The sequence below is a fragment of the Nocardia sp. NPDC059195 genome (assembly GCF_042754695.1).
GTDB lineage: Bacteria > Actinomycetota > Actinomycetes > Mycobacteriales > Mycobacteriaceae > Nocardia.
Genome location: NZ_JBHZBG010000038.1, coordinates 21516 through 39555, shown reverse-complemented (window position 1 = coordinate 39555; position 18040 = coordinate 21516). Strand labels below are relative to the sequence as shown.

Genomic DNA, 18040 nt, shown 5'->3' with positions numbered 1-18040 from the left:
GTATACTCTGAATTATGGCGAGACTCAATGTGTACGTGCCCGACGATCTGGCCGAACGCGCCAGGGCAGCCGGGGTCAATGTTTCGGCATTGACTCAGGCGGCGATTGTGGCCGCACTCGAAGAGAACGCGACGTCAGCGTGGTTGGCTGATCTCGTCGATCGGCCCGAGATTCCGCACGACCAGGTGCTGGCGGCGATCGACGCAGCCCGAGACGAGTTCGACCAGTGAGCGAGGCCGAGCAGATCGTCCTCGATGCCAGTGCGATGGTTGACCTGCTCGTTCGCAACGACCGGACGGATGCAGTCAGCAAACGGATTTCGGCAGCTGTACTCCACGTGCCCGCACATTTCGACGTAGAGGTACTGTCCGCCCTCGGCCGCCTGAGCCGGGCCGATCTGGTGACAGTCTCCGAGGTGGAGACTGCACTCGGTCGCCTTGCTCGGGCTCCCCTGACGCGCCACCACGTCGTTAACCTGACAGTGGGTGCTTGGAACCGCCGAGCGGCGATCAGGCTTGCCGACGCACTCTACGTAGAACTCGCTGAGCAGTTCGAGATGCCACTTGTCACCACAGACGGTCGATTGGCGCGAACTTACCCTGGGGCCGAGTACATCGGCGACGAAGCGGGAACGGCGGAGTCTGGTTCGGCTTGAAATCTGCTGCCGGGACGACCGGTTACACCGCGTGTGGTGTCTCACCAATCGGGATGACCTTCGCGGTGGCGGTTGCTGTGGCGATGGTTTCGCCCGCTGCGCTGGTGAGGGTGCCTTCTAAGTAGGCGAGGTCGTTGGTGCGGTGCCGGATGTGGCCGACACCGAGGATGCGGCCTGGTTTCACCGGTTGCAGGAAGCTGGTTTCATTTCGAGAGTCGACTGGAAATGGTCGTGGTCGAGCCCTGCGAGGAGGGCGGTGCCGACTGTGTCGTAGAGCATGGCGGCCAGGAAGGCGCCGAGGATATTTCCCGCGGGATTGGTGAAGGCCTCGGTTGCGGCGAAGGCAACCTCAATGGTCGCGGTGGCGTCGTCGTAGCTGACGAATTCGAAGCCGAGGGTCGAGGCCGCACGTGGCATGGGTGCGTGACCGTGCACCGCGTCCCAGAACGGGCCGGATCTGACGGGATCCGGGCTCGATGGCAAGTCGTCGGCGCTCATATCGACCCCTTCGCATCAGGCTTCGATAATAGTCAGGCTCCGTTGATGATCGACATGGCGATGCCGTCGAGGATGTCGTGTTCGCTGACGATCAGTTCGGAAACTCCTGCGCGCTCGGACAGTTCGTCGGCGAGAACCTCGGTGATGACCGCACCCCCGCCGATCACGTCGACACGGCCGGGGTGCATCGGGCCGAGGGCGGCGCGTTCGTCGTGGTTCATGCCGATCAGGCGGTCGCAGACCTGGTGTACCTCGGCGAGGCTCAGGCGGGTGAGATGCACTCGCGCGGAGTCGTATTCGGGGAGGTCGAGGGCCACGGCGGTGATCGTGGTCATCGTGCCTGCCACGCCGACCCAGGTGTGCACCTTGTCGACGGGGACCTTGGCGAAGGCTTCGTCGAGCTTCTGCTGGGCGAATTCCCTTGCGGCGGTGACCTGGTCGGGGGTCGGCGGGTTGCCCGCGAGGCAACGTTCGGTGATCCGGACGCAGCCGATGTCGGCGGAATAGGCTGCCTGGACGCCGTTCTCGTCGCCCACGACCAGCTCGGTGGAACCGCCGCCGAGATCGACCACGACGAAAGGTCCCGCGTCGGCGGACAATTCGCCGACAGCACCCGCGAAGGACAGCCGCGCTTCTTCGTCACCGGTGATCACCTCGGCGACAGCGCCCGGCACCGCCCGGCCGAGTTCGGTGCGGGTCATCGAGAAGAAGTCGTCGCGATTGGCAGCGTCGCGAGTGGCGGAGGTGGCGACCATGCGGACGCGTGAAACACCCTGCGTCACCATGACATCGACATAATCGGCCAGTGCCAGGCGTGTGCGTTCGATGGCTTCGGGCGCGAGGCGGCCGGTGGCGTCCACACCCTGACCGAGCCGCACGATGCGCATCTCCCGGTGCACGTCGGTGAGGCCACCGTCGGCACCCACCTCGGCGATCAGCAGGCGGATCGAGTTGGTACCGCAGTCGACTGCGGCGATGCGCTCACTCATGGCGTTCCTCCAGGTCTCGTGCGCCGGGGCACTCCCGCGATTATGCCTGTTCGCCAGGTGCGGCGGGCCAGTCGGCCGGGATCGCGGTCCCACGGAATCCGGCAGCGGCGGCCAGCGCGACGGCCTCGTCACCGAAGGGGTTCAGGCCGGGCCCCTTGGCGAGCGAGTGCGCGATCAGCACATGCAGGCATTTCACCCGGTCGGGCATCCCACCACCGGTGAAATCGGTTCCGAGAGACTCGATTTCGTTGCGTTCGGCCAGGTAGCTCTCGTGCGCGCGACGGTAGGCGGCAGCCAGTTCGGGGTCGGTGGCGAGGCGTTCGGTCATCTCACGCATCACCCCGGCTGATTCCTGCCTGCTCGCCTCGGCGGTGAGCCGCGGGTCGGTCAGGTAGTACAGCGTGGGGAACGGGGTCCCGTCGGGCAGGCGCGGCGCGGTCTTCACCACGGCGGGCAGGCCGTCGGGGGTGCGGTAGGCGACGGCGAGCACACCGCGAGGCTCGCGGCCCAACTGCTTCGCGATGATCTCGAGATCCTGCTCGTTCGGTGTCGTCACCGTGGTCCTTCCGGGGCTGGTTCGGAGATGCTGCGCCACAGGTCGGTGTACCAGGGGTCGGGCGCCGCTGTTCGGGTGCTCATCGGCGGCGGCGCTGGTGCTTCGATGCCGGGAATCTGCACGATGTAGGGGGTTTCGCCGGGCATCACCAGACGAAGGCGGTCGCGCGCTTCGGAACGGATGTAGGCCGGATCCTGTTGTCGCGCACGACGATCACGCAGGCCGGCCAGGTCGGCTTCGAGCTCCACCCGCTCCTTGGCCAGTGCGACGGCCTCGGCGCGCTGACTGAAGTACGTGCGCGTCGGCACGGCCAATGTCAGCGCGAGGCCACATAACACCGCCGCCAGGATCACCGCTTTACCGGTCGAGAGACCGAGGATGGTGTGTTCGCCGCGTTCCAGCTTGCCGCTGGACTTGCGGGTGGCACCAGCGGGTTGCGGGTGACGCCGGGTCGGGCGCTTGGCCGCGGTGGGGCGGCCCGGCGTGTCGAGACTGGGGCGGGAGCGAGCGGCCCGCGACGTGCGCTTGTCACCTCGTCCACCCGGACTGGTTCCACGCGCACGTCGCTCGGTCATTCGCTACCGCCCCTGTACTACTTTCAGAATTCGCCGGTGAAACGCGGGAAGGCCACGTCACCCGCGTAGCGTGCCGAATCACCGAGGGCGTCCTCGATGCGCAGCAGCTGGTTGTACTTGGCGACCCGCTCGGAACGCGCGGGAGCGCCGGTCTTGATCTGGCCCGAACCGACGGCGACCGCGAGGTCGGCGATGGTGGTGTCCTCGGTCTCGCCCGAACGGTGCGACATCATGGTCTTGTAACCGTTGCGGTGCGCCAGCTCGACGGCGTCGAGGGTCTCGGTCAGCGTGCCGATCTGGTTGACCTTCACCAGCAGCGCGTTGGCCGCGCCCTTGGCGATGCCCTCTTCGAGGCGCTCGGGGTTGGTGACGAACAGGTCGTCGCCGACCAGCTGCACCTTGTCACCGATCAGGTCGGTCAGTGCCACCCAGCCGTCCCAGTCGTCTTCCGACAGCGGATCCTCGATGGAGACCAGCGGGTACCGGGTGAGCAGGTCCGCGTAGAACTCGCCCATCTCGGCGGCGGTGCGGACCTTGCCCTCGAACTTGTAGCCCTCGCCCTCGGTGTGGAACTCGGTGGCGGCCACGTCGAGCGCCAGCGCCACATCGGTGCCGAGCTTGTAGCCCGCGCGCTCGATGGCGACGCTGATCAGGTCGAGCGCTTCCACAGTGCCCGCGACGTCGGGGGCGAAGCCACCCTCATCACCGAGACCGGTGGACAGGCCCTTCTCCTTGAGCACGGCCTTGAGCGAGTGGTACACCTCGGTGCCCCAGCGCAGCGCCTCGCGGAAGGTGGGCGCGCCGATCGGGGCGACCATGAACTCCTGCACGTCCACGCCGGTGTCGGCATGCGCGCCACCGTTGAGGATGTTCATCATCGGCACCGGCAGCACATGGGCGTTCGGGCCACCCAGGTAGCGGAACAGCTCGAGACCCGAGGACTCGGCGGCACCGCGGGCCACGGCCAGCGACACACCGAGCAGGGCGTTCGCGCCGAGGCGAGACTTGTCGGGGGTGCCGTCCAGGTCGAGCAGGACCTGGTCGACGGTGCGCTGCTCCACGGCGTCGAGGCCGATGATGGCGGGCGCGATCTCGTCGAGGACGCCCTCGACAGCCTTGGTCACACCCTTGCCGCCGTAGCGGTCGCCGCCGTCACGCAGCTCGACGGCCTCGTGCTCGCCGGTGGACGCACCGGAAGGTACGTCTGCCCTGGTCAGGGTGCCGTCGTCGAGGGCGATCTCGACCTCGACGGTGGGATTGCCGCGCGAATCCAGAATCTCGCGAGCTCCGACCTGTTCGATAATGGCCACGAAAACTGCTCCTTACGACGGAAGGCACGGTAGGTATCACGGGAAGGGCCGTGCGCTGCCGAGCCTATCGTCTCGGCGGAGTGTGGAGTAACCGGCACTCCGGGTGCGTGGGTAACTACACGCGGCGGCCGATGCTGTATATCGCGGCGCGATCGCGCACCACATGCATGTATTTGTTCGACTGGTTATAGGCGAACAGGGCACGCTGCCAGCCGTCGGCCGAGGTCAGATCGCCGCCGCGGGTGCAGAGGTAGCGGGCGGCGGTGAGCGCGGCGTCGTCGATGTTCTGCGGGTCGACCACGCCGTCGCCGTTGGCGTCTACGCCCCAGCGCTTCCAGGTCTCGGGGATGAACTGCAGCGGGCCGACGGCGCGGTCGTAGGTGGTGTCGCCGTCGAGGCTGCCACCGTCGGTGTCGCGGATGTCGGCGTTGCCCTTGGTGCCGTCGAGGGCGACGCCGATGATCGACGGACGCACCGTCCCGTCGGCGTCGACGCCCGCACCGCGGTGGGTGCCGTGCCCGCTCTCCACGCTGGCGATGCCGGCGAGGGTGGTCCAGGCGATCCCGCATTCGGGCTTCGACTTCGCCAGCACGGCCGCGGCGTATCCATAGGCCTCGAGCGCGACCGGTTCGATGCCGATCGCTCCCGACTGCTCGTCGGCCCAGCCGCGCAACTGCTCGGACGCGCGGCCGGGTGCGTCGACGTCGATCATAGGCAGCGCGACTCCTGGCCCGGGCGGCATGTCGTCGGGGATCGACGCGAGCGAACTACACCCGGCTAAAAGCGCACTGATCGCAACCGCGGCGGCCACGCCGACCTTCTGCACTGACATCTCTCAATCATCCCGATCCAACCGCCTTCCCCGCACATCTCACAGCGACTTCACAGGTCCGCTAGTCCGCCTCCCCGCGATTTTGGGCCGGACTCAGGTGGTAGTTCAGCTACGTCGGCGGCCAGACCCAGGAACGTGGTCGGGTTTGCTCGTCCCCGGTGAGTTACCCATGTACGTACGAGATCAGGTGGAATCGCTGTATCCGGTGCTGTGGGTCGGGGTCGGCGGTGTCAGTGAGTAGGTGGAAGCGCTGTAGTCCGGCGGGTGGGTCGGGGTCGGCGGTGTCGGCCTCGTTCGTAGAACCGCTGGACTCCTGCGCGGTGACGCAGGGTCTGCGGTGTCAGCCGAGTACGGGGAATCGCTGTACTTCGGCAGGGCGGGATCGGCGGTGTCAGCCGAGTAGGGCGGCGGTGGCTCGGTGGGTTGGGGTGGTGAGAACTGTTGCTGGGGTGCCTGTTTCGACTACTCGGCCCTGGTCCAGGACGAGGAGGTCGGTGCAGTGGCCGCGGACCAGGGTCATGTCGTGGCTGATCAGGACTACCGCGGTTCCTCGGTCGGCGCGGACGCGGTCGAGCAGGGACATGATGGCGGCCGCCGTGGTGGTGTCGAGGGCTGTCGTGATTTCGTCGCAGATGAGGACGGCGGGGTCGGCGGCGAGGGCGCGGGCCAGGGCTACTCGTTGGCGTTGGCCGCCGGAGAGTTGGTGGGGGCGGCGGGCGGCGAGGTCGGCGGGCAGGTCGACGGCGGCGAGTAGGGCAGTGATGCGCGTGGGGATTTCGCGCGTGGGCACTCGCGCGATGCGACGCAGCGGGCGGGCCAGTGCCTGTTCGACGGTGCGGCGCGGATTCAAAGCCGCCCGCGGATTCTGGGTGACCAGTTGAATTCCCTTGGGATCCGGCTTGATTCGCGGTCGTCGGCCCAGCGGCACCGGCCTGCCGAGCACTTCCAGCGAACCGACGGCACCGGTATGCAAGCCGGCGATCACCCGCGCGAGCGTGGTCTTTCCCGCCCCGGAAGGCCCCACGACAGCGAGAGCGGCACCCGCGGACAGGCTGAAACCGATATTCTCTAGCACCGGGTGGCCGCCCGCGTCAGCGTTGATCCCCTTGGCGTGCACGGCTATCACCTCACCGCCACCGGTCGGATCGCTGGCCGGAGATGCCGAACCGGCGGAGTCGGGGTTCGGAGATGCCGTATCGGCGGAGTCGGGGTTCAGCAGCCGATGCCCATTGCGGTCCGCTGGAGTCTCGGCTGACGGACCGGGGTCGCCCGCTGAATCAGCCACACCGGCACCGATATTCACCGGCGGATGGGGGTCAGCCCCTGACTCAGCCACGCCAGCAGTGCCATTCACCAACTGCGCGCCGGGCGGGTGGAGCTCGATCAGGGTGTCGGCGATGGCGTTGATCGCCTCGGTGTCGTGGCCCGAGAGCAGGACGGTGGTGGAGTTCTCGGTGGCGAGGGCCGATATCAGCTGGGCTATTTCGGTGCGGAGGGTGCCGTGCAGGCCTGCCAGTGGTTCGTCGAGGACGAGGATTCGGGGGCGGCGGAGGATGGCTCGGGCCAGGGCTACTCGGCGTTGCTGGCCGCCGGAGAGGCGGGCACAGCGGCGGCGGAGGTGGGTGGGGTCGAGGCCTACTCGTTCGAGGACGGCCAGGTGGTCGGCGTCGGATCTGCCGGGGGCCGCGTCCGCCAGGACCGCTCGGACGCGAAGTAGTGGGTTGAGTTCGGAGCCGGGATCCTGGCCGACATAGGCGATGTGCTCGCGCCGAAATTTGCGCAGGGCACCGGCGTCGAGCGCGAACACGTCGTATCCCGCAACCAGCACCGCGCCCTCCCCACGAGCACCGGCAGGCAGATGCCCGAGCAGCGCACGCATCGCCGTCGACTTCCCCGCGCCCGACGCCCCGGTGAGCGCGGTGACTGTCCCCGCTTTCAACCGAAACGACAACGGCGCCACCAACACCGCCCCACTATCGGCGACAACGCTCAGCCCCTCCACCACCGCCGCGTCCCCCGAATCCACCACCGAAATCCCACATCCCCCCGATCGCCCAGAACCTCCCGCGCTCCCGGCACCGCGCGGAACCCTCGCGACTCCCGCATTCCCATCGCTCCCAGCACCCACCGGCCTCGCAACTCCCGCGCTCTCGGCACCGAGTGCGCGCCCAGAGCCCAGCTCGACTCCTGCCTTCGCAACCCCGACCGCGGAGACGTCCGACGGGGTCTTCGGGGCCTGCCGGTTCCTGGGACCACTGGTCACCACCAGGTTCACCCCGACCGCCACGATGGCGATGGCAGCGCTCGGCGCCAGGACGGCCCAGGGGTTCAGAAGAAGCCCGGAAGCGTTGTCGCGGACCATGATCGCCCAGTTGTCGGGGCCCAGCGCCGGGACGCCGAGAAAGGCGATGGTGCTCACGAGGTAGATGGCGACGACGAAACGCAGGCCGAGTTGGGTGGTGAAGACGGCGCGGAGGTTGGGGAGGATCTCGCGGAAGACGAGATGGGACACCGATTCTCCGCTGGCGACGGCGGCTTCGACGTAGCCAGAGGCCGCGATGGACGCGGCGGAGGCTGCGAAGATCCTGGCGCAGTAGGGAACTCCGAAGAGCAGGGATACCGCGATCAGCGCGGTGACACCACCCTGGGGCCATGCGGTGAGTACCAGCAGGATGCCAAGGACCGCGGGCAGCAGGATGACCAGGTCGCCGCAGAGTTCGATGACCTTGCCCGCGCGCGGGCGCACGGCGGCGACGGCGCCGAGGACCGCCGACAGCACAGTCACCGCCACCGCGATCACCGCGGACACCGCCAGCAGATGGGTGCCGCCGGTGAGCAGATGGCTGAGCACATCCCGGCCCAGCCGATCGGTCCCGAGCAGCGCTCCCCCACCTGGCTGCGCGAACGGCATCCCCACCGCCTTTTCGCCGGGATAGGGCGCGAAGAGCGGACCCGCCACCGCGAGCAGGACAACCAGCCCCACACCGCCCGCCACCGAGTACCGCCACCACACCGCACCCCCGCTGGACGTGCGATCACCAGGCCTTCCGGCAAGCATCGGCCGAGAGGAAAACTGCACCGAAGCCTGATGATCTTGATCTGCGGAGGGAGAATCCTGCGCCACTAGTCGACCATCCACTCGGTTCCTCGCATTTCGGCTACGCATCGGAAGGTCGGCGCAGTCATCGCGCGCTCCGCGACGCCCACGCCCGGACGATGTCGGCGACGGCGAGCAACACCATGATGACGATGGCTGTCAGGGCGACCACCGCGGCGACCATGGTGGCGTCCCGATCGGCGACGGACCCAGCGAGAACGGCACCGATACCGGGGTAGTTGAACAGCGTCTCGACCACCAGAGCACCGCCGAAGAGCATGCCGACCGAGGTCGCGTATCCGGCGACGATGGTCGGCGCGGCGAACGGCAGCATGTGCCGCAGCAGTATCGTCCGCGTCGGAAGTCCATCCAGCACAGCACTTTCCACATGCGGCGCGGCAGCTACATCGAGCAGGGCCGAGCGCACGACGCGGGCGTTCCAGCCGATCTGCGGAATCGCCAACGCCAGCACCGGCAGCACCAGCATCTCGGGACCGATGGGAAAACCGGAACGGCCGGTAATGGTCACGGCCGGGAGCCACCCCGTGGCCAGGGAGAACACCAGGATCAACAAGGTGCCGCCGACGAATTCCGGGACAGCGACCGCAATAGTGCTGATGGGCTGCAGAATTCGCGACCCGAGCACGGTCGGACGCATCGCCCACCAGCAGCCGAGCCCCAACGACAACGCGATGGTGAGCAGCAAGGCGATCCCGCCGAGCAGCAAGGTCTGCGGGAACTTGTCGGCCAGCAGCGCGCCGATCGAATTCCCCCGCGCGGTCTGCCCGAAATCCCCGGTGAGCACCCCGGAGATCCAGTCGAGGAACTGCACCGGCAGCGCACGATCCAGCCCGAGTTCGTGCTCTTTCGCCGCGAGCTCGGCCGGGTCCGCCTCCCTGCCGAGCGCCGAACGTGCCGCGTTGCCCGGTAACAGATCCACCGCGACGAACACGATGGCCAGCAAGGTCACCAGGAGTGCGATCCGCCGGAACATCGGCAGGGCAAAGGTTTTCACGACACCGGCTTTCAGTGAGTTCACGCCAACCAGGCGCGTTCCAGCTGAACGCGCGCGAACCCGCCGAGCGTCGGCAGGTCACGCACCGTCCCCGCCGCGATGTCGACACCATCGGCCATGCCCCACACCAGATAACCGCCGCGCTCGAACTCGATGCGCTGCAGTTCACGCACGGCACGGGTGTACTCGTCGCCGGACGCGGCCAGCGCCTTGGCGTCGGCAGCGTCGAATTCCGGGTCGCGGAAGGCGGTTTCGTTGCGGTTGGAGCCGGAGGTCATCAGCTTGTCGGCCAGGAACACCACCGAGTCGTTGGTTCCCCACGACACCGTGTACAGCGGTGCGTTGAGCCAGGTCTGATCGTAGAACGCGGCCGATTCCACCACCTGTACGTCGAGCCGGACGCCGATCTCGGCGAGCTGGGTGGCGATCACCTTCGCCGATTCGACCTCGCCGGGCACTTCGGCCTTGGTCACGAACGGGTAGCTGCGTCCGGTGTCGAAACCGGCCTCGCGCAGGAGGGTTTTCGCACGCTCGATATCGCGGTCACGACGCAGCGCGGTGTCGTAGAGCGGGTCGGCGGTGCCGAGAACGTCGGCGGCGACGGTGCCGTAGCCGGAGTGCACCTGGTTGACCAGTGCGGTTCGGTCGACGCCGAGGCGCAGCGCCGCGCGCACCCTGGCATCGGCGAACGGGCCGTCGGCGGCACGCATGGCCACCCCGAGCATGGTGTCGTTGGCACGCCGGATGACCTGCAGATCACCGCGGCCCGCGGCGGTGCGCCCGGCGATCGCGCCCACGTTGGAGGCGAGGTCGATCTGCCCGCCCAGCGCCGCGTTGCCCAGCGCGGTGACGCTGTCGAACATCGTTACCTCGATGGCGTCGAGCAGCGGCGGGGTGCCGTGCCAGCGCTCGTTGCGCACCAGCCTGGCGTTGCCGCCCTGATAGGACTCGAGCCGGAACGGGCCGGTGCCGACCGCGGCGGTGAAGTCGGTGGTGTCCTTCGGCACGGTGAACGTCATCAGCCGAAGCAGCAGTGGCAGTTGGGTATTGGGTGCGGGCATGGTGAATACGACGCGGTTCGGTCCGTCGGCGACGATGTCGTTCTCGGCCACCGGCATCTTCGAGGCACCACCGACCGAGCGCAGGCGCCGCATCGACCACACCACGTCGTCGGCGGTCACCGGCGCACCGTTATGGAAGGTCGCACCGTCGGCGATGGTGAACGTCCAGCGGCGGTTGTCGTCGCTGGGCTCCCAGCGCGAGGCCAGGCGCGGGGCGACGGTCGGGTCCGCGCCGGGAACGGTGAGCGCGTCGTAGACGAGCGAGGCGATGAGGAAGTCGCTGTCGTTGCTGAGGTTGGCGTGCGGGTCGCGTTCGCTGCGAGCGGGCGTGCCGAGCGCCCCGACGCGCAGTGTGCCACCGCGTTGCGCGGTGGCGGACCGATCATCACTGGTGCACGCGGCCGCCAGTAGTAGTGCCGTGACGCCGACGCCGGATTGGAAGAGCTGCCTGCGAGTGAAACTCATCGTGTTGCCTCCTCGAACCGCGTGCGCCGGAACGCCTTTCCCGACGCCGCAAACTAGGCGAGGCTAGCCTAAAAGCCACCCGAAGTGGGGAGCTTCACATCGACCGTCACCGAACCGCAGCGACCCGCGACACCCCGGTCAGCGCTCACTTCCGCAACTCGGGTAGAAAGCTACGTTATATGGATCGGCTATTTCCCTCGCCGACACGTTAGGTAAGTCTTGCCTAATCAGATGCTAGGCACTACCTTCGCACATCGAGCCTGAAGATCACCCGCTTTCGACCGATGCGAAGAAGGGAAACCGGTGAAAAGCGTTCTCTCCGAACGTCTGACGATTCACCAGCACGACATCGAATACCGCGAGCTCGATCCCGGCGCCGCGACGGCGCTGCGATCGCTCGCGACCGAGATCCGCCACCGATTAGGTGACGCACCACACACCACGACCCTGCACGACCCCGCGCTGATCGCCCAGATCGCCGATCGGGTCGGCGAACTGCCCGACAGCGTGCGCCACGCGGTTCGACCACCCGCCACCACGGCCGGCGCGACCGTGGTGCGCGGGTTGCCCGTCGATGACGCCGATTTCGGTCCGACTCCGCCCCATTGGCAGGCCGCGGCCGAGCACGCCGACGGCGGCTCACTCGAGCTGGATATCGCGATGTTGCTGCTCGGGCGTTGCGTGGGCGAGCCTTTCGGCTGGCAAGGACAGCAGAACGGCAGACTGGTCAACAACATCGTGCCCGCCGCGGGCCACGAGGACGAGCAGTCGGGTGCGAGCAGTTCCACCCTGCTCAGCCCGCACACCGAGGACGCCTTCCACGCTCAGCGCGCGAACCTGCTCATGCTGACCTGCCTGCGCAATCCCGACCGGGTCGCCACCACGGTCTCCTCGGTGCGCGAGGTACGCCTGTCCGACGACGATCTGCGCACCCTCACCACCCCCACGCTGCCGATCCTGCCCGACGTCTCCTACGGCACCGGTTTCGATCAGCTCGCACCGTTGCCCACCCTGTGGCTCGACGAAAACGGCGCTGTCACAGCACGTTACGATCCCGCCTACACCCCGATCGACGATGCGGACGCGGTGTTCCGCGCCGCCTACGCCACGCTCACCACCGAGCTCGCCAGGGTCAGTCACGCCCCCGCGCTGGCCCCCGGCGAGATCCTGCTGGTTGACAACGATGTCGCCGTACACGGGCGCGTTCCGTTCCGCGCACGCTACGACGGCACCGACCGCTGGCTCAAACGCATCAATATCCGGCTGCCCGAACGCGCTCGGCGCGCACAGGAGTCGTCCGAGAATGGGTATGGCCAACAAGTGGTCGCTCCGTTCCGGGCGGCCGCTGATCGGACAGCAGAGCGGGGCATTGCAGATGAACGAGGATCCGTTGAACAACCGTGACCGCGCCATCGGGCTGCGGGTACTCTCCCGCAGCGACCTGGCCGACGTGCCGATCAGCCCCGCCGAAGTGGTGCGCGCCGTCGAGGAGGCCTATCTCGCCTTCGCGGCGGGCGAATCCGACAATCCGCGCAAACTGAGCGTCGCCGACCCCGGCGGCTCGTCGGTGTCCTACGCCATGCTCGGCCGCGATGGGCGGCGGCGCGTGGTGGCCATGAAGACCTCCTACAAATTCGATCCCGGTCACGATCGCAGCACCAAGCGGTACTACACCACCATCACGCTCTACGACGACACCACCGGTGCCCCCATCGCGATGATGGACTGCGCGCGGGTCGGCGCGTTACGCACGCCCGCCGTGTCGGCGCTGTTGGTGCGCGAGACGGTGCGGCGCGGGGCGGAGAGCGTGCTCCTCGTCGGCACCGGCACGCAGGGACGTAATGCGTTGCCGCACTTGCTCGCCGCGAATCCGCAGCTGCGCAAGCTGATGGTGTACGGCACGCACCCCGAGGGGCTGGCCGCCGTGCATTCGCAGCTGGCCGACGCGGCGCCACACGCGCTGCTCGACGTAGTCGACGACCCGTACGCGGCGGCCGCCACCGCCGATGTGGTGCTGGCAACGGCCGGACCGGGCACCGAGGTCGCGCTCGAATCCTCGCATCTGGCACCGGGTTCGGTGGCGGTACTGGTCGGCTACGGACTGGCGCCATCGACGCTGGTCGAGGCCGATCGGGTTGTCGCCACCAGTGCGGCGCAGATGGCACTCACGGGCACCGACATGGCCGGACCCGACGGGACGCTGCGTTCGGTGGATGCCGAACTGCCGCAGGTACTCACCCGCAGCGCCGTGGCCCGCCGCACCGAGGACGAGAAGATCTTCGTCTACAACAGCGGGCTGGTACTCACCGATATCGCGGTCGCGCACGCGCTGGCCGCCAGGGCGATCGCCGAAGGGCGCGGCACGGAGGTGCCGCTGTGGGACTGACGGGCGAGCCGTCCGGGGTCAGCACCCCACTCCCCGCGCGCCGACCGGACGAGCGGTTGCCACCGAGCCCGCCGCACATCGCGGACTGCGTCGACCGCGAATCCGGGTCATCGCCGACGGCAACCGCCGCTGGGCCGGGTCACTGCGCACCGCCGATGCCCGCCTACACCGATGCGGTAGAACAGCGGTTACTCGCCGATCCGCGCCTGCTCGGGGATATCGCCGATGCGGTCGGTGGGCCGTTTCATGTGCTGTTTCCCGAGCGGGTTTCGGTGAATATCAAGGCATTTCAGTCGGTATTCACCGAAGCGGGTGTCGACGGGTTCGTCTACTTCGGGAAGAAGGCGAACAAGGCGGCCTGCGTGGCTCGTGCGTGCGCGGACAACGAAGCGGGAATCGATGTCGCCAGCACCGGCGAGCTGATCGCGGCGCTGGGGCAAGGGGTGCGTGGCGAGGATCTGATGGTCACCGGGCCCGCGAAGTCCGATGAGCTGCTGTGGTTGGCCGCTCGGCATCGAGCGCTCATCGCCATCGACGCGCTCGACGAACTCGACCGGCTCACCGCGCTGGATATGCCGGTGCGAGTGCTGCTTCGGGTACTGCCCGAAGCCTCGACCAGTCGGTTCGGGCTCGATCGCATGGAACTCGAGCAGGCGATCCAGGCCATCCGAGCACCGATCACGCTGTCGGGCTTCTGTTTCCACCTGTCGGGTTATGACGCCGTCGCCCGCTCCGAGCAAGCGGGCGCGCTGGTTGGGCACTGCAGGCGCGCACGGGCGAACGGGCATCCCGCGGACACGATCTCGATCGGCGGCGGCTTCGGCGTCGACTATCTCGATGCGGCGGCGTGGGCCGAGTTCCGGAACACCCTCAGCGACAACTGGTTCCACACGAGTCCACCCGGCGACTACTACCCCTACCACTTCCCGGTTCCCGGTGCGGCCATGCTCAAGGCGATCCTTGCCCACAACGACCTCGCCGGACTGTTGCGCGACAACGGAATACGCCTCGCCGTCGAGCCCGGACGGGCCTTACTCGACCAGGCCGGCAGCTCCGTCTTCCGGGTACAAGGCGTGAAAACCCGAACCGCACAGGGCAACCCGTACGACATCCTCACCGTCGACGGCACCAGCCTCAGCCTGTCCGAACAGTGGTTCGACAGCGAATACCTCCCCGATCCCGTGCTGTGGCCGGAAAGCCCCGGCCAACTCACCCCAACCTGCGTCGGCGCCACCACCTGTCTGGAGTCCGACCTGCTGAGCAGACGGCGTATCCCGCTCCCCCGCCGCGCACGAATCGGCGACCTGCTCGTCTACCCGAACACCGCCGGTTATCAGATGGATTCCAACGAATCCCCCTTCCACGAACTCCCGCTCCCGCCCAAGGTGGTGCTGCGCGCAGGCGCCGACCGACCGCGCTGGAGTCTGGACAGCACAGCCCGCTGATCCACCGAGCTCCCAATCCGATGGAGGAACACCCCATGGCTCTCGTCACACGCGTGACGGACCTGATCGGCCGCACCCCCCTGTTCGAACTCGCCGTCACCGACACCGGCACCCGGCTGTTGCTCAAGCTCGAACAGTTCAACCCGACCGGCGCCGCCAAGATCAGAATGGCCCGTTCGATGGTGCTCGACGCGGAGCAGCGGGGTTTGCTGCGCGATGGCGGGCATATCATCGAGTCGACGTCCGGTAACACCGGACTCGGCTTGGCGGTGGTCGCGGCCGAACGTGGCTATCGATTCACCGCCGTGGTCGACAACCACGCCTGTCAGGACAAATTGCGCGCGATGCGAGCCATGGGCACCGACCTGGTGTTCGTCGCCGACGACGGTGACGACGAGCTGGCCACCTCGGCACGGGAAGACCTCGCCGAGGCGATGGCGGCCGCCCGCGACGACGCGTACTTCACCGAACAGCACAACAACGACGCCAACGCCCTCGGCTACTACGCCGTCGCCGAGGAATTGCTGGCCGACGTCGAGCGGGTCGACATCCTGCTCTCGGCGGTCGGCACCGGCGGCTCGCTGTTCGGCACCGCCACCCGCCTGCGCGACCTCGGTCTGCCCGCCCGGGTGATCGGGATCGAGCCGGTCGGATCCATCGCCTTCGGCGGCGAGGGCGGACCGTATTGGCAGTCGGGCACCGGCACCCCGCCCGGCGCGACCATCGGCACCGCCGTCGACTACGCGCTGCTCGACGAGGGCGTGAAGGTGAGCGATGTCGACGCCTTCGCGACCACCCGCGCCGTCGCCAGGACACACGGGCTGTTGATCGGCGGCTCAGCGGGCGGTTCGGTGCACAATGCCCTGGCACGGCTGGAGGAGTTTCCGGCCGGGTCCACCGTGGTAACGATCGTGTGTGACGGTGGCGAGAAATATCTCGATACCGTGTTCGACGACGACTGGATGAGCGCCCGAGAGCTGCTCGATCCCGCCGCCGAAGCGGAAGTGACCACGCTGCTGCGCCGCTATTCACCGCTGCGGCGCCAGGACGAATTGATGGAGGTCAGGTGAGCGCGATCGCGCGCGAGACGAACCCCGGAGCGGGTGGGTGAACGGCACGGCGACCGAGAGCAGGGCGCTGGCCAGGCTGGCGACGCCGATCGCGCTCACCCAGCTGGCGCAGATCGCGGTCTCGACGACCAACCTCGCGTTGATGGGCACGCTCGGTGTGCGCGAGGTGGCCGCCGGTGGGCTGGCGCTGGTGCTGTTCAACCAGATCCGCACCATGTGCGTCGGGCTGATCACCGGCACCGGGAACCAGATCGCGGGTGCGCTCGGCGCGGCAGGCAAGCGTGGTGATTCGGCCGACGACGAAGTGCGTGCGGTGGTGCGGGCCGCGTTCGTCATCGCGACGATCGCCGGACTGCTCGGCGGGGCGCTGTTGATCGGGCTCGGCTGGGTGTTGCCGTGGCTCGGTCAGGACGCGGCGGTGCTCGAGCTGGCGCGACCGATGATGATCGCGCTCGCGCCCGGACTGCTGCCGTGTCTGTGGTTCCAGGTGTTGCGGCAGTACACCGTCGGCATGCAGCGTCCGCAGGCGTTGCTGCTGGTCACGCTCGGTTCGGTGGCCTTGAACCTGGTGCTCGCGCTGGCCTTCATCCACGGCTGGGCAGGCATTCCGGCGATGGGTCTGACGGGTGTCGGCATCGCGACCTCGCTGGTCTTCGGAATCACCTTCGGGGTGTTCTGGGCGATGGTGCGCCACGACGAGCAACTCGGTCGCACGCTGCCTGCGACGCCGTGGCCGGTGCGCTGGGCGACCGTGCGCGAGGAACTGCGCCTCGGCACGCCGATCGCGTTGACCTACGGTTCGGAAGCGGGCATGTTCTCGGTGCTCGCGCTGGTGATGGGCAGTTTCGGGCCCGCCGCGCTGGCCGCGCACAGTGTCGTCTACCAGATCATCTACATCGTGTTCCAGATGGCGATCGGGCTGTCCCACGGAGCGTCGATCCTGGTCAGTCATGCGGTGGCCCGCGACGAGTTCAGCCATGCGCGGGCAGTGGCCTGGCTGGCGCTGCGGATGGCCGCGGTGATCGCGATCGTCACCGGCGTCGTCTACGTGTTCGCCCCCGACATCATTCTGGCGCCGTTCCTCGATGCCACCGACACCGGCACGATCGCTATCGCGCACACCCTGCTGCTCATCGGCATCGTGCTGCAGTTCTTCGACGCCGCCCAGAACATCGGCACCGGGCTGCTGCGTGGCCTGAAGGAGACCTCCGCGGGTTTCCGGCTGTCACTGGTCGGCTACTGGGGTGTGGGGCTGCCCTCAGCGCTGCTGCTCGCCTTCCCGCTGCACCTGGGCGCCGCCGGGGTCTGGTGGGGCATGACGGCCGGCCTGGCCACCACCGCCGTACTGATGCTGCGCAAGTACTTCGCGCTGCTCGATCAGGCCAGCGTGGTCCCGCCACGACGGGTGCCGGTCACCCAATCACGATGACAGCGAGCACAAAAAAGGCGGGCGACACGTAGTCGCCCGCCTTCATGTCGTGGTTCGTCAGAGATTCACGCCGTAGTCGCGGGCGATGCCCGCCAGGCCCGAGGCGTAACCCTGGCCGACAGCGCGAAACTTCCACTCGTTGTTGTGGCGGTAGAGCTCGCCGAAGACCATCGCGGTCTCGGTGGACGCGTCCTCGGACAGGTCGTAGCGCGCCAGCTCCGCACCGGTGTTCGCGTCGGTGACGCGGATGTAGGCGTTGCGGATCTGGCCGAACGACTGGCCTCGGGCCTGCGCGTCGTGGATCGAGACGGGGAAGAAGATGTTGGTGATCGTCGGCGGGGTGGCGGCCAGGTCGACGTTGATGACCTCGTCGTCGCCGTCACCCTCGCCGGTCAGGTTGTCACCGGTGTGCTCGATGGTGCCTTCCGGCGAGCGCAGGTTGTTGTAGAAGATGAAGTGCAGATCCGAGAGCACCTTCAAGTTCGTGCCGGTGGCCAGCGCGCTGGCGTCCAGGTCGTGGTCGGCACCGGTGGTGGTGCGCACGTCCCAGCCGAGACCGACCGCCACCTTGGTGAGGTTGTCGGTCTGCTTCGACAGCGAGACATTGCCGCCCTTGGCGAGTGTGACGCTCATGAGAACCCTTCTGTCCAGATGTTG

Annotated in this window: 18 protein-coding genes; 7 read left to right on the top strand and 11 right to left on the bottom strand. The window is 67.9% G+C overall.

What is annotated here, in order from left to right:
* Positions 1 to 14 precede the first annotated feature (14 nt).
* Both ACFXKN_RS30720 and ACFXKN_RS30715 read left to right on the top strand, forming a co-directional pair.
* Positions 15 to 230, top strand: coding sequence for a type II toxin-antitoxin system CcdA family antitoxin (locus ACFXKN_RS30720; protein ID WP_378940699.1), 216 nt, complete (start codon positions 15 to 17; stop codon positions 228 to 230).
* Positions 227 to 655, top strand: coding sequence for a type II toxin-antitoxin system VapC family toxin (locus ACFXKN_RS30715; protein WP_378940700.1), 429 nt, complete (start codon positions 227 to 229; stop codon positions 653 to 655). The genes ACFXKN_RS30720 and ACFXKN_RS30715 overlap by 4 nt, the downstream gene beginning before the upstream one ends.
* Before the next feature lie 22 nt (positions 656 to 677).
* Here the strand turns inward: ACFXKN_RS30715 and ACFXKN_RS30710 are convergent, their stop codons facing one another.
* The 10 genes from ACFXKN_RS30710 to ACFXKN_RS30665 all read right to left on the bottom strand — a co-directional run bounded on the left by ACFXKN_RS30710 (position 678) and on the right by ACFXKN_RS30665 (position 11053).
* Positions 678 to 839, bottom strand: coding sequence for a hypothetical protein (locus tag ACFXKN_RS30710; protein WP_378940701.1), 162 nt, complete (start codon positions 837 to 839; stop codon positions 678 to 680).
* Positions 836 to 1153, bottom strand: a complete 318-nt coding sequence (locus tag ACFXKN_RS30705; RefSeq protein ID WP_378940702.1) for a PaaI family thioesterase — start codon at positions 1151 to 1153, stop codon at positions 836 to 838. Before ACFXKN_RS30705 ends, ACFXKN_RS30710 begins: the two co-directional genes overlap by 4 nt.
* A gap of 32 nt (positions 1154 to 1185) precedes the next feature.
* Positions 1186 to 2142, bottom strand: coding sequence for an exopolyphosphatase (locus ACFXKN_RS30700; protein ID WP_378940703.1), 957 nt, complete (start codon positions 2140 to 2142; stop codon positions 1186 to 1188).
* 40 nt (positions 2143 to 2182) lie between these two features.
* Positions 2183 to 2698, bottom strand: a complete 516-nt coding sequence (locus tag ACFXKN_RS30695) for a DUF501 domain-containing protein (protein ID WP_378940704.1) — start codon at positions 2696 to 2698, stop codon at positions 2183 to 2185.
* Positions 2695 to 3273, bottom strand: a complete 579-nt coding sequence (locus tag ACFXKN_RS30690; protein WP_378940705.1) for a septum formation initiator family protein — start codon at positions 3271 to 3273, stop codon at positions 2695 to 2697. The genes ACFXKN_RS30695 and ACFXKN_RS30690 overlap by 4 nt, the downstream gene beginning before the upstream one ends.
* A gap of 23 nt (positions 3274 to 3296) precedes the next feature.
* Positions 3297 to 4583 carry a phosphopyruvate hydratase gene (eno, locus tag ACFXKN_RS30685; protein WP_378940706.1) on the bottom strand — a complete coding sequence of 429 codons (1287 nt, stop codon included), beginning with the start codon at positions 4581 to 4583 and terminating at the stop codon, positions 3297 to 3299.
* A 115-nt stretch (positions 4584 to 4698) separates the two neighbouring features.
* Positions 4699 to 5415: a lytic transglycosylase domain-containing protein gene (locus ACFXKN_RS30680; protein ID WP_379434330.1), complete on the bottom strand. Its 717-nt coding sequence runs from the start codon at positions 5413 to 5415 to the stop codon at positions 4699 to 4701.
* Positions 5416 to 5806: 391 nt separating this feature from the next.
* Entirely contained in the window at positions 5807 to 8473 is a 2667-nt protein-coding gene (locus ACFXKN_RS30675; protein WP_379434328.1) for an ATP-binding cassette domain-containing protein, read from the bottom strand.
* 124 nt (positions 8474 to 8597) lie between these two features.
* Positions 8598 to 9551, bottom strand: coding sequence for an ABC transporter permease (locus ACFXKN_RS30670; RefSeq protein WP_378940709.1), 954 nt, complete (start codon positions 9549 to 9551; stop codon positions 8598 to 8600).
* Positions 9548 to 11053, bottom strand: coding sequence for an ABC transporter substrate-binding protein (locus ACFXKN_RS30665; protein ID WP_378940710.1), 1506 nt, complete (start codon positions 11051 to 11053; stop codon positions 9548 to 9550). The genes ACFXKN_RS30670 and ACFXKN_RS30665 overlap by 4 nt, the downstream gene beginning before the upstream one ends.
* Before the next feature lie 303 nt (positions 11054 to 11356).
* Between ACFXKN_RS30665 and ACFXKN_RS30660 the strand changes: the two genes are divergently transcribed.
* From ACFXKN_RS30660 to ACFXKN_RS30640, 5 genes are all read left to right on the top strand, one after another.
* Positions 11357 to 12457, top strand: a complete 1101-nt coding sequence (locus ACFXKN_RS30660) for a TauD/TfdA family dioxygenase (protein WP_378940711.1) — start codon at positions 11357 to 11359, stop codon at positions 12455 to 12457.
* Positions 12429 to 13439, top strand: coding sequence for an ornithine cyclodeaminase family protein (locus ACFXKN_RS30655; RefSeq protein WP_379434325.1), 1011 nt, complete (start codon positions 12429 to 12431; stop codon positions 13437 to 13439). The genes ACFXKN_RS30660 and ACFXKN_RS30655 overlap by 29 nt, the downstream gene beginning before the upstream one ends.
* Positions 13440 to 13594: 155 nt before the next feature.
* Positions 13595 to 14884: a Y4yA family PLP-dependent enzyme gene (locus tag ACFXKN_RS30650; protein ID WP_379434342.1), complete on the top strand. Its 1290-nt coding sequence runs from the start codon at positions 13595 to 13597 to the stop codon at positions 14882 to 14884.
* Between the two features lie 35 nt (positions 14885 to 14919).
* Complete coding sequence (locus ACFXKN_RS30645) at positions 14920 to 15954, top strand: PLP-dependent cysteine synthase family protein (protein WP_378940713.1); 1035 nt, start codon at positions 14920 to 14922, stop codon at positions 15952 to 15954.
* A gap of 37 nt (positions 15955 to 15991) precedes the next feature.
* Positions 15992 to 17383: an MATE family efflux transporter gene (locus ACFXKN_RS30640; RefSeq protein WP_379434323.1), complete on the top strand. Its 1392-nt coding sequence runs from the start codon at positions 15992 to 15994 to the stop codon at positions 17381 to 17383.
* A gap of 57 nt (positions 17384 to 17440) precedes the next feature.
* Here ACFXKN_RS30640 and ACFXKN_RS30635 read toward each other — a convergent pair whose 3' ends face one another.
* On the bottom strand, positions 17441 to 18016 hold the full coding sequence (locus tag ACFXKN_RS30635; RefSeq protein WP_379434321.1) for a TerD family protein: 576 nt from the start codon (positions 18014 to 18016) through the stop codon (positions 17441 to 17443).
* Between the last annotated feature and the right edge of the window lie 24 nt (positions 18017 to 18040).

Bases quoted from the DNA above. Each gene is read 5' to 3' on its own strand.
- ACFXKN_RS30720 (WP_378940699.1), top strand. From the start codon at position 15: ATGGCGAGACTCAATGTGTACGTGCCCGACGATCTGGCCGAACGCGCC.
- ACFXKN_RS30705 (WP_378940702.1), bottom strand. From the start codon at position 1,153: ATGAGCGCCGACGACTTGCCATCGAGCCCGGATCCCGTCAGATCCGGC.
- ACFXKN_RS30700 (WP_378940703.1), bottom strand. From the start codon at position 2,142: ATGAGTGAGCGCATCGCCGCAGTCGACTGCGGTACCAACTCGATCCGC.
- ACFXKN_RS30690 (WP_378940705.1), bottom strand. From the start codon at position 3,273: ATGACCGAGCGACGTGCGCGTGGAACCAGTCCGGGTGGACGAGGTGAC.
- ACFXKN_RS30680 (WP_379434330.1), bottom strand. From the start codon at position 5,415: ATGTCAGTGCAGAAGGTCGGCGTGGCCGCCGCGGTTGCGATCAGTGCG.
- ACFXKN_RS30675 (WP_379434328.1), bottom strand. From the start codon at position 8,473: ATGCTTGCCGGAAGGCCTGGTGATCGCACGTCCAGCGGGGGTGCGGTG.
- ACFXKN_RS30665 (WP_378940710.1), bottom strand. From the start codon at position 11,053: ATGAGTTTCACTCGCAGGCAGCTCTTCCAATCCGGCGTCGGCGTCACG.
- ACFXKN_RS30655 (WP_379434325.1), top strand. From the start codon at position 12,429: ATGAACGAGGATCCGTTGAACAACCGTGACCGCGCCATCGGGCTGCGG.
- ACFXKN_RS30650 (WP_379434342.1), top strand. From the start codon at position 13,595: ATGCCCGCCTACACCGATGCGGTAGAACAGCGGTTACTCGCCGATCCG.
- ACFXKN_RS30645 (WP_378940713.1), top strand. From the start codon at position 14,920: ATGGCTCTCGTCACACGCGTGACGGACCTGATCGGCCGCACCCCCCTG.
- ACFXKN_RS30635 (WP_379434321.1), bottom strand. From the start codon at position 18,016: ATGAGCGTCACACTCGCCAAGGGCGGCAATGTCTCGCTGTCGAAGCAG.